The following is a 12,854-nucleotide window of genomic DNA, read 5'->3' as shown; positions in this document are numbered from 1 at the left end:
CTCACCGAGGTGTGATCGTCGTCACACTCCAATGAACGATGTCGGAGCCTGGAGGGTTCAGTCACGTGGGGCACCAGAGCCTGTCCGCGAGCGGTGTCAGCATGGAGGGATGGACAGGGTTCGTGAGCTGCTGGAGGCGGAACAGCGACAAGCGCTCGGGCGCCTCGCGGGCCTGACCGGCGACTTCGACGATGTGGTGGCGGCCTCCCGTGACGCCAACGCTGACGACGAGCATGATCCTGAAGGTGCGACGATCGCGTTCGAGAGGTCGCAGGTCTCAGCGCTCGTACTGCAGGTCCAGGGTCACTTGGCAGAGGTCGAGGCGGCAAACGATCGGCTGGCGGCCGGCACCTACGGGATCTGTGAACGGTGCGGACAGCCGATCGCGAAAGCCAGACTCGATGCGAGACCGACGGCACGCACCTGCATCGGATGCGCCTCTTCAACCTGAGCCGACTGAGACGCAGGGCTCTAGGAGTCGAGCCGCTTCCACTGCCCCTCGGAGATGACCTCGACGGTGCCGTCGGTCACCTTGATGGCCGTTTGGTCGTCGATGGCGTACGCCGGACCCGCGATGTCCGCGGCCCACCTCTCCGCCTCGGCCATGGTGTTGTCCGGCATGGACTCGTGACCCAGGTGCGGGAAGATCGAGAAGTCGACGACTCCCAGCGTGCGGTCGTCCGGCGCGGACTGCCACTCGACGAAGTCATCACCGATCCGCGGTGTCATCACCATGCTGCCGGCACTCACACCCACCCAGACCAGCTCGGGCAGCGACGGCAGCAGGTCCACCAGCCCGGACTGCCGCATCCAGTGGCACAGGTACGTCGCGTCGCCTCCGTCCACCAGTAGTACGTCGGCCTCCCGCACCCAAGGGACCCAGCGCTGCTCACCGATGCTGGGCAGCGCGGTGAGCTCGAGCACGCCCACCGACTTCCATCCCAGGCCGCCCATGTCCCACGGAGGTACGCCGGCAACGAAGCCACGCACCGATGCCGGCCCGCACGCCGGGTGGCCCCACTGCGCGGTCGGGACGCAGAGGGCGTTGGAGTCGGCGATCGGTTTGCCCAGCAGGTCGACGAGCGCGTCGTGGATGCTCGGGTTCGTGACACCGCCGGAAGTGAGAAGAAGCTTCACGCTTGCCTCCTGGACGTAGCGGTCATGACACTTTCCTCGAGAGACGGGAGATCGGTGATGACAAGACAGACTGGACCATAGCGCAGCCGGTGCGTCGAACCCGTCGTTGGAGAGCGTCGACATGAGCGAGGCAAGGGAACACGAGGCAGAGCGGCGTACAGGTCGGGCGTGGTCCTCGGCCGGCGCGATCTATGGCACCATCGCGTCGATGGCCGTGGTTGCCGGCGGGGCGAAGCAGACCGACATCAGCCGGCTGCTGGTGGTGACCGTCATGACCTTGGTCATCTTCTGGCTGGCACATGTCTACGCCAACGCGCTCGCTCACCATCTCAATGCAGCGGACGGCCTCGATTGGCGTGCGGTGCGCAGTGCGATGGCCGAAGAGTGGCCCCTGGTGACCGGACCGCTGCCGGCTCTGGCAATCCTGGCGCTCGGGGCCCTCGACGTACTGCCGGACCGTTCGGCGGTCCTGCTGATGCTGTGGTGCGGTGTCGCGCAGCTCCTCGGCTGGGGGATCATGTTCGCCCGCCGCCAGCGCTGGGGCTGGCCGATGGCGCTGACCACCGGCGCCGTGAACGCGACGTTCGGCATCCTCATCGTCGTTCTCGAGGTGCTCATCCACTGACTCGACCTATCCCGGTCAGAGATCGTGCGAGATGGTTCAGGGATGAGTGGCGCGAAGAAGCGGTTGCCGAAGAAGGTGTACCAGCGGGAGTTGCTGCGACTGCAGGCCGAGTTGGTGAAGCTGCAGGAATGGGTCCGGGTCGAGAAGACCCGCGTGGTGGTGGTCTTCGAGGGCAGGGACGCGGCCGGGAAGGGCAGCACGATCAAGCGGGTGACGCAGTTCCTCAACCCACGGGTGGCGCGGATCGTGGCGCTGCCGGCTCCGACCGAGCGGGAGCGGTCCGAGTGGTACTTCCAGCGGTACATCGAGCACCTCCCGGCCGGCGGCGAGATCGCGCTGTTCGACCGCTCCTGGTACAACCGGGCCGGCGTCGAGCGCGTGATGGACTTCTGTACCAACCAGGAGTACGCCCGGTTCCTGCACCAGTCCCCCATCTTCGAGCGGCTCCTGGTCGAGGACGGAGTACTGCTGCGCAAGTACTGGTTCTCGGTCAGCGACAGCGAGCAGGAGAACCGGTTCCGCCGCAGGCTCGAGGATCCGATGCGGCAGTGGAAGCTGTCACCGATGGACCTGGAGTCGATCACCCGCTGGGAGGACTACTCCCGCGCCAAGGACGAGATGTTCGTGCACACCGACATCCCGGAGGCGCCGTGGTACGTCGTCGAGAGCGAGGACAAGCGCTCGGCGCGGATCAACATGATCGCGCACCTGCTGTCGACCATCCCGTACTACGAGGTCCAGCGGCCACCGCTGGGCCTGCCGCCGCGCCCACCGTCGAAGGGCTACGAGCGAACGCCGCGAGAAATGCAGACCCAGGTCCCCGACCACGCGGCCGGGCTCTAGCTCATCGGGCCGCGCCGCGGATCGTTGCTTGTTGCTGGGCCTTCAGGGCCAGGCGCATGGTTTCGAAGGTGTGGGCCTGCGGGGCGGCGGTGGTGGTTCGTTCGCGGACGTCGCGGACCAGGTCGGGATAGTACGTCGTCTCGACGTCCGAGCAGTCGATGTACTGCGTGCCTTCCTGGTTGACCAGGAAGAGGTGGTCTCCGCCGTCGCGGCCCGCGATGTCGACGTATTTGCGCAGCTCGATGTAGCCGTCGGTGCCGAGGATCATCAGGCGGCCGTCGCCCCAGGTCGGCAGGCCGGCCGGCGTGTACCAGTCGACCCGGATGTACCCCTGGGCGTTGTCGCTACGCAGCAGGATCTCACCGAAGTCCTGCAGGCCCGGCTCGTCCGGGTTGGCGAAGTTCCCGACCGTACTCGCCACGATCTCCGCGGTCCTCGCGCCGGTGAACCAGAGGAACTGGTCGATCTGATGGGAGGCGATGTCGGCGAGGATTCCGCCGTACCGGTTGTTGTCGTAGAACCAGTCCGGGCGGCCGGCCCCACCGCCGAGGTGGCCGCGGTCCCCGACGCGGTGCGGCCCGAGCCCGATGGTCTGCACCACGGTCCCGATCCGGCCCTCGCGGACCAGCTCACCGGCCTTGACCACACTGGCAACCTCGAACCGCTCGGAGAACGTCACCGACCAGAACCGCCCGCTCTGGCCGACCGCCTTCTCGATCTCCTCCAGCTGCTCGAGACTGACACAGCCGGGCTTGTCGGTCACGACGTCCTTGCCGGCCAGCAACGCCGCGACGGCGATCGGTCCCCGTCGATCCGGTACGGCGGCGGTCACGATCAGGTCGATCCCGTCCTGGCCGATCAGGTCGTCCGGACTCTCGACGACCGCAACGTCGGGATACCGCTCGCGGACCCGGGTGGCGATCGCGGCCGCGGGATCGTCGGTCGCCATCGCGACGAACTCCGCACCGGCCCCGACCAGACCCGCGATCTGGCCGAAGATGTGCGCGTGATCCAGCCCGACCGCGGCGAACCTGACTGCGTGCGTGGAAGTCACCCGGATTCCTCCCGATTCGGCAACGTTTCAACGCTCACCCTATGCCAGATCGGCAAACGCTTGCCAGCCCCGGCGAGTCGGGCCGGCCCGGGCTCTTGCACAGGCGGGGACCGGGACGGAAAATCGCCGGTACGGTCGCCCTCCGGGACCGCGTGACACCGCCCTGCACCGGTAAGGAGTGACGTGAGATTCTCGTTCTTTGCGCCGAAACCCGAGGGGAGACCCGATGCAGGCCATCGGTCTCGGCCTCGTGCTGTCCCCGCTCTGACCATCGGTGCGCTGGTGGCCGCAGCCCTGGTCCCACTCACCGTGGGACAGGCTTCCGCCGGCACACCCACGACGTACGCCGAGACACCCGACAGCGTCAACCTCGCCCTGCTGCCCGGCGCGGTCGCCTCTGCCAAGTCCCAACGCATGACCGCACCGGCGGCGACGTACGCACCCGCCAACGCGATCGACGTGTTCGTGCACAACGGATGGACCTCGAACTACGCATCGGTCGGCAGCGGCTACGACCCGACCCAGGACTGGTTCCAGGTCAAGCTGGCCTCGCCCGCCCCGGTCTACGAGGTGTTCAGCCGCTGGACTTCCCCGGCCAAGCCGACCGAGTACGACCTGCAGGTCTCCACGGACGCCGACTGCCAGACCTGGTCGACGGTCACCCATGTGGTGAGTCCGAGCGACAAGGATTCCCAGGTGATCGACCGCAAGGACCCGATCTCGTGCGTCCGGATGCAAGCCACGGCCACGACTTCGACCACGGGGTACACCCTCAACGAGTTCGAGATCTGGTCCGGCCCCAAGCCGCCGCCGACCGTGGGACGGATCATCCCCGTGCCGGTCAAGCAGACGGCCGGCACCGGTCAGCCGTTCGAGCTCACGGCCACGTCGCGGATCGTCGTCTCCAGCGATGCGCTCGCCGCGACGGCTGAGGTGCTCGCCGGCTACTTGCGGCCGGCCACCGGGTTCGTGCTTCCCGTCGTGACCGGTTCCGCCACGGCCTCCGACGTCGCGCTGAGCACCGGACCGGTGTCCGGTGTCCCAGCGGACAAGGCGGACGAGGGCTACTCCCTCACTGTGTCGAGTGCGGGAGCGAAGATCGTCGCCCCGCAAGCGCACGGTCTGTTCAACGGCTTCGTGAGCCTTCGGCAACTGTTGCCAGCAGCAATCAACTCCTCCACCGCCGGCGCAGGGCCCTGGACCGCGCAGCCCATCACGGTCCTGGACTACCCGCGCTACGCGCATCGAGGTCTTCAACTCGATCCTGCTCGCAACTTCATGACCGTGGCCGAGATCCGGTCCATGATCGACCAACTCGCCGCGTTGAAGGGCGACCGGCTGCACCTGCACCTGAGTGACTCCCAGTCCTGGCGGCTGGAGATCAAGGGCTACCCGGCGCTCGACGGCACCGGGTGCAACGGATCGGGCTGTATCGCGGGCTTCTACACGCAAGAGGACTTCAAGGGCCTGGTCAAGTACGCCGCCGACCGGTTCATCGAGATCGTCCCAGAACTGGAGGGCCCGGCCCACGCCACGGCGGCGGTCAGGTCCCTCGGCGGCGTCGCGGTCGTGGGTTGCCAAGGCCAGACCCAGACCGACCGGTTCTGCACCAACCCGAACGACCCGGCGAGCGAGCGGGCGCTCGCGTTCTGGCGAGACGCCATCGCGCAGCTCGCCGCGATCTCGCCCGCACCGATCGTCCACATCGGCGGCGACGAGGCCATCGGGATGCCCCACGAGGACTACAAGTGGTGGATCGGGCAGATGGAGTCGATCGTCAACGACAACGGCAAGCGGATGATGGGCTGGAACCCTGCGCTGGAGGGCTACGCACCGGGCTCGACCTCGATCAACCACTACTGGTCCGACTACACCGGCGGTGGTCCCCCGCTCATCAAGCCCGAGTGGTTCAACCAGGGCCGCAGCGTCATCACGACCCCGGAATGGAACGCGTACCTCGACTTCGGGTACGACGGGTCGCCCGGCCGGACGCCGCGGACCGAACTCGACAAGGCCTACACGTGGGACCCGGAATGGGTGTGGGAGAAGTACCGGTCCGTCTGGGCGCAACCGGCGTACGGCGGGCCGAAGGCCGAGGACATCATCGGTATCGAGGCGCCGATCTGGGGCGAGCAGATGCGTGGGCTGGCCACGAACGAGTTCATGGTCTTCCCACGGCTGGCCGGAATCCTGGAGAAGGCCTGGTCGCCCAAGGTGCTCACCCAGGACTACGACGCGTATGTGCAACGGCTCAGCGTCGCCGGGCCTCGGTGGGCGTTCGCGAATGTGAACTACGGCTCCATCGCCCAGGTCAACTGGACTCCGGAATCGATGGGCACGGTCAGCCGCTTCGGCACCGACAGGACAGTCAGCAACGCACCTCTGGGGCGCCTGGCTGCCGGATCGATTCCGCCCGGTGAGTTCACCGCCACGGTCGACTGGGGCGACGGATCCCCTGCCGAGGCCGGCACAATCGCGGCACGCGACTACGTGGCGAGCCAACGTCAAGGCAGAAGCCTCATGACCGTGAGCGGTAGCCACACCTACCCGGCCGACGGTGTCTATCACGGGACAGTCACCTACAGCCGTCAGGGCCAGACCTGGCTCGTGCCGTTCGTCGCAACCGGCGTCCCGTCCTGTACGACGATGGTCACCGGGACACACGACGGCCCGTTGACCGTGTCCTCGGGCGTCGCGTGCCTCGATGGCGCGACGGTCTCGGGACCCGTGACCGTGGCAGCGGGTGCCGGGCTCTACGCATCCGGGTCCGTGATCCGCGGCCCGGTGACGGCGTCCGGTGCAGGCAACGTTCTGCTCTGCGGTACGACGGTGGCCGGGCCGGTCAGCGTGACCGGTCGAACCCGAGTCTGGCTCGGCAACCAGAACGGCGAGTGCGCGCCGACGACAGTCCAGGGTCCCGTGACGGTCCGCGGTTCGGTGGGTCAAGTGACGATCGACGGTGCGACCGTGGCAGGCCCGCTCGTCGTGCAGAACAACACCGGCTCGACGATTGTCTCCGGCAACCACATCAGCGGACCACTGTCCTGCACGGGCAACTCCCCCGCCCCGACCAACGCAGGCCGACCAAACTCCGCCTCCGGCCCGAAGACAGGCCAATGCGCCACCCTCTGACAGCCGGCAACTGAACACAGCGGCCCTGCGCACCCACAAGTGCGCAGGGCCGTTGCCGGCACAGCGCGCTCAGCTCTCTGGCCTGCGTGCGCCGCCGACGGACAATTACCAAACGCAGGAATCAGCGGATCTGCGGATCGCAATTGTTCGTTGTCCTCTACTTTGTCGACGAGATGAGGTCCATCATCGTCTTATAGCGCCCAGGCCCGGTCACGACGCATTTCATGACTGGACGACCAGCGCTGGGGGACGAATCAGGGGGATGCTATGGCCGCGCCGAAAATCAGGTCACTCGATCCACGGCTTTCGCCGAAGCTGGACGTCTTCCTGGGCGGTACCGACGAGGTCAACCAAGCGCGGGCGGAGCAATGCCCGTCCGTAGCCTTGGCAGAGCCCGCGGCCGATGGCACGGGAACCCCGCCCGCCACCAGAGAGGCGCTTGCGCCTGGCGAATTCCGCGAGTCGATCGAAGTCGAGGGCGATGCTCCGGTCGACGCCGCGAGCCCGCGAGCCCCGACCGTTCTGTCGCCGGCGGAGGTGACCGCCCTTGCGACGCAGACCCCGCAGAAGGCGCCACCGGAGAACGTCGCCTTCAGCCTCTTCGTCAAGCTCGATCGGGATCTGACGCCGACGGTCCGTCAGGATGCCATCGATGCGGTCAACCGTTATGCCAAGAGGTCGCGCTGGAAGCTCGACACAGGGGTGGTCGAGGTAGCCGCGAGGGACGTGCGAGACCTGCTGGTCAATGCGGCCGTCGCCTACGTCGAACCAGGCCAGGCGTTGCGGGGTCCGGAGCCGCTGGTCGGCCACAACATCACGAACGGCCCGGGCGATGCGCGGCGGGTGAAGGCGGAGAGCGCTCGCCACCACGACGGTCAGAATGTCCTGGTCGGGATCATCGACGTCGGCGGATTCGACTTCGCACACACGGATTTTCTGGACAAAGGCGAGACTCGCTGGGTTTCGATCTGGGATCAGGCGGGCTCCTCACGCCCCTCTCCGGCCAGCCGCATTCCCCCGCATTACGACGGCTTGGACTACGGATCAGAGATTTGCCGTGGGGCCATGAACGCGGCGATCAAGGGGGCGCGCAGCCGGAACATGGCCGCCAGCAGCCTCGAGCCCCAGTCGCAAATGGTCATCGGGTCGCATGGCACTCATGTGGCATCGATCGCCGCAGGCAACGACGGAGTTGCTCGCAAGGCGTTCATCGCGGGCGTTCTTCTCGCGTTGCGCCCGGAGGACACTGTCGCGGCGTCGAGCTTCTACGACTCCACGCGCATCGCCGACGCTGTCGAGTACCTGATCGAGCTGGCAGCCGAACTCGGCCAGGACAACACCCCTCTCCCGCTGTCGATCAATATCAGCCTGGGGACCAACGGGCATGCCCACGACACCTCGAGCGCCATGGCCCGGTGGATCGACAACGCACTGGCGACGCGCGGCAGATGCGTGTCCGTCGCGGCCGGCAACGCGGGCCAGGTCGAGCCCGGCTCGCCCACCGACCGTGGATACGTCAAGGGACGGATCCACGCCAGCGGAAGGATTCCCGCGACCAACCTGCGGCGCGAACTCGACTGGATCGTGGGCGGAGACGGCGTACAGGACATCTCCGAGAACGAGCTGGAAATCTGGTACGGCCCCCAGGACCGCTTCGACGTCGAGGTCAAGCCGCCCGGTCAGCCCTGGCTGGAGCCGATCAAGCTCGGCCAGATGATCCGCAACGCGCTCCTGGGCAATGGCACGGTCCTGAGTGTCTACAACGAGGCCTATCACCCCGCCAACGGGCTGAACCGGATCTCGGTGCTGCTCTCACCGTTCTTCGGGCCGCAGCAGCCGGGCGGTAGCCCCCAACTGGGTCCGATCGCCTCCGGGGAGTGGCGTGTCCGCCTCACCGGAGCGGTCGTGCGCGACGGCAGCTTCGACGCCTGGATCGAGCGGGACGACCCACGGCGTGTGCCCGGATCCGCACAACAGTGGCGCTATCCGTCGTACTTCGCAGCGGGCTCGTACACCGACGACCGCATGATCGGTTCGCTTGCCTGCGCTGAGCGCCTCCTGTCGGTCGCGAACGCCGACATCGATCGCAACGCCGCGCATGTCACGTCCAGCCGCGGTCCGACGCGGGACGGCCGGCCCAAGCCCGATATCGCGGCGAACGGCACCGGTGTGGTTGCGGCCAAGGGCTTCGACAGCGAAGTCCAGTGGATCGAGATGACCGGCACCAGCATGGCCAGCCCTCATGTCTGCGGCGTCGCCGCACTGATGCTGGGGATCAAGCCCGACCTGACCTCCGCGCAGATCCAGGGAATCCTGCGTTCGACATCGTCACCGCTTCCCGGACAGACCTTCGGCTGGCGCAACGACACCGGCTTCGGCCTGATCGACGCCGCCGCCTGTGTGCGGGCCACCGCGAAGTTCACCGACATGGTGGTCAAGTCGACGGCCGCAACCGAGAGTGGGAGCGCGAAATGAAGCTCGATGTGTTCTTCGCCAAGGACGGGGACTGTCTGCTGCTCACGTCGGCGGACGGGCACCACATCTTGGTGGACGGCGGGCGAACGGCCAGTTTCGAGTCACAGACGCGCCCGGTACTGCAGGATCTCGCTGACAACGGCGCGCCGCTCGACCTTGTCGTCGTCAGCCACATCGACGCCGACCACATCTCGGGAATCATCTCGCTGCTGCAGGACCTCGCAGCCTGGGAGGTGCACGACTTCCAGGTGAAGGAAGGACACAACCCGGCCTTCCCGCAGCCCAAGCGGCCCCGTCCGCCAGAGATCCACGGACTCTGGCACAACTCGTGGCGAGCGCAGTTCGGCGACCTGGCCGGACCGATCAGTGCCATCGCCATGCAGATCTCCGAGGCCGTCGAACTCGCCCCTCGCAGCGACGCCGCGAGTACCGGCCCGGCACGGATCGCGCTCACGTCCATCGTCGACCTCGCCGAGAGCATCACCGACGGCATCGAACTCATGAGCCTCGTCGACGACCAGACGCCTGTCCCCCGCAACAAAGGCTTCAAGAACAAACTCGTGCGGCTACGCAAGCCCATCCAGCGCCGGCACTTCGGGAGCGTCACGCTCACCGTTCTGGGGCCGACCGAAGAGCACCTCGACAGACTGCGGAAGGAATGGCGCGAGTGGCTCGAGGATCTGCTCGGTTCGGCACGGCAGGCGGGGCCGCGCGGCGACGGGCAAGGATCGGCCGACGGACCCGGGCTCGGTCTCGATGATCTCCTGCTAGCCGGCCCGCCCACCTCGAGGGGCGAGGCTGAGGCTCTGATCAGCTCCATCGGCACCGCGGCGGAGATCATCGCGGAGTCGAACTCGGCGCGAGTGACACCGCCCAACCGGGCCTCGATCACGCTGCTCGCCGAGGAAGACGGCAAGACCTGCCTGCTCACCGGGGATGCTGCCGAAGACGAGCTCCTCGAGGGCCTGAGGGCCGCCGGGCGCCTGGTGGCCGACGGGCCTTTCCGCTGTGACATCGTCAAGGTCCAGCATCATGGCTCGGAGAACAACCTGAGCACGAAGTTCGCTGACCGCGTGCACGCCGACCACTACGTGTTCTGCGGCGACGGTGCCCACGGCAACCCCAATCCGCGGGTCATCGCGACCATCGTCGAATCCCGGCTCAAGGCCCCCGGCCCGTTCACGATGTGGTTCAACTGCTCCCAGGACCGCACCATCGCCAGCCGCCGGGAAGCCCTCGGAGCGGCCATCCGAGAAGCCCAGGATGCACAGTCGCAGCACCCGGACCGAATCGACGTGAAAGTCCTCGACGACCTGCAACCCTCTTTCGCCATTGAGCTGTAGCGTCACGCGGAGATCGGTGTCATGGCGAAGGGGCAGCGTGGTCGGAGTAGTGCGCGGTTGGCCGACCGTCCCAGCGGAAGTACAGCCAGAACCCGACCGACACCAGACCGAAGAACGCGAAGAAGGCGAGCGCGCGAAGTACCGACCGTACGTCGATGCCAGGACTGCCGACCCCGTAAGCCTGGACGACGAAGACGTACACGAAGAAGAGCACCGCTGCTGACTGCGCAACTAGCCACGCGGTCCGATGCCAGTCACGCAGTCGCTCGCCATCGAGAAAGCGCAAGGGAACAAGGCCGAACGTCAGTCCCTCGACGCCGAGCACGATGATCCAGAACAGCACGGCGTCGCCCACGACCCACGCGAACTCGGCGTGATCACCGTGCGCCCGATCGTACGTCGCGTACCGGCCGATCCAGGCCGCGACGCCCACTGCCACGAGAACCAGCACGCCGGTGAGAACGGCCGGGCCGTCGTTGTCCGGAGCCGGCTGCCGGGCGGCCTTGGCCGCGACGAACCCGGCGATCATGCCGTAGAAGTAGGCCGGTTCGAGGTGCAGACCCCAGGAGAGCAGGCAGCACGCGAGTCCGACGAACACCGCGGACGGCAAGGCTCGTAGCCGGCCCGGAGTGTTCGTGCGAGACCGCCGGAACAGCTCGATCGATCCTTCGTAGATCAGGATGACGAGTAGGGTCGCGACCAGGAACGCGATGAACTCGGCCGCGACGTTGCCGTCCGGCCGCTCCCGGTCCGCCAGGAGCAGCGACATCAACGCGATGGTGGCGAGGAAACCGATGAAGCTCACGGCGCGCCGTACTCGTCCGCTCTCTACGCCGCTCATCCACCCGAACGCCTTGGTGATCTCGACCTCGTTGTTCTCGTAGGTCTTGTTGAACAACTCGGCCGGAAACGCCACGAGCAGAAAGAACAGAGCGGCGAGCGCGAGCACAACCAGCACCGCGACGAGCGACATCCCGAAGTCGACCGGAAAGGGCACCGACATGGTCGTGAGCACCGGGTTGACGTGCTTTCCCGGCGGAGGTGACAGCGGAGGTGAGGGCGGAGGCCCGGTCGTCGGTGGAACGCTCGCGGTCGGCGACGGTCCCGCCGAGCTGGTCGGCGGCGCCCCACCCGAGGTTGTCGGCGGCACCGATGCACTTGTGGTCGGGCTGCCTGAAGGCGTGGTCGTCGTCGGAGAACCCGGCACCGGCGACAACGTCGCCGTGGTCGGAGTGCCGGTCGGCGTACTCACGATTGGAGTCGGTGAAGTTCGCGTCGGCGTGGATGGGACGACGACTGTGAACGTGAACGAGTAGGTGCCGAACGCCAGGCAACCCACCGTCACTTCGGTGGCCCCGGCCGATGCGTCATCCGGTACGGCGAACTGACCGCGGAACCAGCCCCTGGACGCCTTGAGAAGCGTCGACTTGTTCAGGTCCTCCCAGGTCACCTCGACCACATCGCAGGACGTAAAGCCCCGGCCCTGAACCCACGCAGTGTCACCCGGAGCCCCGGAAGTCTTGTCGACATCCAGAGAAACAAGGTTCACGAAGTCCCTGGCGACAACCGACTCGAAGCACGTGGCTTGCACCGTCCACGACCCCAGAGGAACGTCCTCCGGGATCTTGAGCCAGAGATCCCTGAACGACCCCTCTTCGTCCAGCTTCTGAGGCTCAACCGTCACGTTGGGGTGCCCGATCCACTCCAACAACACCTCGTCCTCGCAGGCCTGGAGATTGCTGCCTTCCACGGTCACCGATTCGCCGGGCTTCACCACGTGACGCGTGATGGTCAGTGTCGGCACGCCAGGATCGGCCGCTGCGGTGGTGATGACGAAGGCGAGGGCGAGGGCCGCGAAGGCGCTTGTCAGGATGCGCGCGCGGTGGGATCGCCTGGTGGCGCGGCGCTGTGCCGTAGCGCCAGGATTGGTTGTGCTGCCGGTCGACCGGCCGTGGTTCCGCCCCGAGTACATGATCCCCCCGGGAATACCGGACCGTGGTGAGTCCCGTTCCGTCTTCCCCGGAATTCTTCCAGCGTGCGACCTGGCCACGGGTACGTCAATGACAATTCACCGGATATTTCCGTCGGCATTCACCCAATTGCTTCAATCAGTCGCCCAGAAGAAACGCACCCACACAGACTTGACTCTTCCTTTTGCCTGTCGATCGTCGCAACCTTGGCCCAGGGACCGTTCCGCCGCCTGTCGGTTTCCGACGCGGCGGCCGGTGAACAACTTGTCTCAGGG

At 66.9% G+C, this 12,854-nt stretch carries 10 protein-coding genes; 7 read left to right on the top strand and 3 right to left on the bottom strand.

Going from position 1 to position 12,854, the window contains the following annotated elements:
* The first annotated feature begins 109 nt into the window (after positions 1 to 109).
* Positions 110 to 451, top strand: coding sequence for a TraR/DksA C4-type zinc finger protein (locus AB0I34_RS41330; RefSeq protein ID WP_360457195.1), 342 nt, complete (start codon positions 110 to 112; stop codon positions 449 to 451).
* A gap of 20 nt (positions 452 to 471) precedes the next feature.
* Here the strand turns inward: AB0I34_RS41330 and AB0I34_RS41325 are convergent, their stop codons facing one another.
* Positions 472 to 1,137 (bottom strand): Type 1 glutamine amidotransferase-like domain-containing protein, encoded by a 666-nt coding sequence (locus AB0I34_RS41325; RefSeq protein WP_360457192.1) that lies wholly within the window; start codon positions 1,135 to 1,137, stop codon positions 472 to 474.
* A 121-nt stretch (positions 1,138 to 1,258) separates the two neighbouring features.
* Between AB0I34_RS41325 and AB0I34_RS41320 the strand changes: the two genes are divergently transcribed.
* Complete coding sequence (locus AB0I34_RS41320) at positions 1,259 to 1,762, top strand: hypothetical protein (RefSeq protein ID WP_360457189.1); 504 nt, start codon at positions 1,259 to 1,261, stop codon at positions 1,760 to 1,762.
* Positions 1,763 to 1,804: 42 nt separating this feature from the next.
* A complete protein-coding gene (gene ppk2 / locus AB0I34_RS41315; protein WP_360457186.1) occupies positions 1,805 to 2,605 on the top strand; it encodes a polyphosphate kinase 2 in 801 nt (266 codons plus the stop codon).
* Position 2,606: 1 nt separating this feature from the next.
* Here the strand turns inward: ppk2 and AB0I34_RS41310 are convergent, their stop codons facing one another.
* Complete coding sequence (locus AB0I34_RS41310) at positions 2,607 to 3,659, bottom strand: Gfo/Idh/MocA family oxidoreductase (protein ID WP_360457183.1); 1,053 nt, start codon at positions 3,657 to 3,659, stop codon at positions 2,607 to 2,609.
* Between the two features lie 282 nt (positions 3,660 to 3,941).
* Between AB0I34_RS41310 and AB0I34_RS41305 the strand changes: the two genes are divergently transcribed.
* The 3 genes from AB0I34_RS41305 to AB0I34_RS41295 all read left to right on the top strand — a co-directional run bounded on the left by AB0I34_RS41305 (position 3,942) and on the right by AB0I34_RS41295 (position 10,609).
* The gene (locus AB0I34_RS41305; protein WP_360457181.1) at positions 3,942 to 6,791 is read left to right on the top strand and encodes a beta-N-acetylhexosaminidase; all 2,850 of its coding nucleotides are present in this window, start codon (positions 3,942 to 3,944) and stop codon (positions 6,789 to 6,791) included.
* A 267-nt stretch (positions 6,792 to 7,058) separates the two neighbouring features.
* The gene (locus AB0I34_RS41300; RefSeq protein WP_360457178.1) at positions 7,059 to 9,266 is read left to right on the top strand and encodes a S8 family serine peptidase; all 2,208 of its coding nucleotides are present in this window, start codon (positions 7,059 to 7,061) and stop codon (positions 9,264 to 9,266) included.
* Entirely contained in the window at positions 9,263 to 10,609 is a 1,347-nt protein-coding gene (locus AB0I34_RS41295) for an MBL fold metallo-hydrolase (protein ID WP_360457175.1), read from the top strand. The genes AB0I34_RS41300 and AB0I34_RS41295 overlap by 4 nt, the downstream gene beginning before the upstream one ends.
* A 19-nt stretch (positions 10,610 to 10,628) precedes the next feature.
* Here the strand turns inward: AB0I34_RS41295 and AB0I34_RS41290 are convergent, their stop codons facing one another.
* On the bottom strand, positions 10,629 to 11,612 hold the full coding sequence (locus AB0I34_RS41290; protein WP_360457172.1) for an FGLLP motif-containing membrane protein: 984 nt from the start codon (positions 11,610 to 11,612) through the stop codon (positions 10,629 to 10,631).
* A gap of 4 nt (positions 11,613 to 11,616) precedes the next feature.
* On the opposite strand from AB0I34_RS41290, the gene AB0I34_RS41285 reads away from it, so the two are divergent.
* Positions 11,617 to 11,925 (top strand): hypothetical protein, encoded by a 309-nt coding sequence (locus AB0I34_RS41285; RefSeq protein ID WP_360457169.1) that lies wholly within the window; start codon positions 11,617 to 11,619, stop codon positions 11,923 to 11,925.
* The last annotated feature ends 929 nt before the right edge of the window (positions 11,926 to 12,854 follow it).

The organism is Kribbella sp. NPDC050281 (genome assembly GCF_040655855.1).
Lineage (GTDB): Bacteria > Actinomycetota > Actinomycetes > Propionibacteriales > Kribbellaceae > Kribbella.
The sequence above is the reverse complement of the archived record's forward strand: the minus strand, read 5'-3'. Positions and strand labels throughout refer to the sequence as shown.

Coding starts and splice junctions, on each gene's coding strand:
- AB0I34_RS41330 (WP_360457195.1), top strand. CDS start 110: ATGGACAGGGTTCGTGAGCTGCTGGAGGCGGAACAGCGACAAGCGCTC.
- AB0I34_RS41320 (WP_360457189.1), top strand. CDS start 1,259: ATGAGCGAGGCAAGGGAACACGAGGCAGAGCGGCGTACAGGTCGGGCG.
- ppk2 (WP_360457186.1), top strand. CDS start 1,805: ATGAGTGGCGCGAAGAAGCGGTTGCCGAAGAAGGTGTACCAGCGGGAG.
- AB0I34_RS41300 (WP_360457178.1), top strand. CDS start 7,059: ATGGCCGCGCCGAAAATCAGGTCACTCGATCCACGGCTTTCGCCGAAG.
- AB0I34_RS41295 (WP_360457175.1), top strand. CDS start 9,263: ATGAAGCTCGATGTGTTCTTCGCCAAGGACGGGGACTGTCTGCTGCTC.
- AB0I34_RS41290 (WP_360457172.1), bottom strand. CDS start 11,612: ATGTCGGTGCCCTTTCCGGTCGACTTCGGGATGTCGCTCGTCGCGGTG.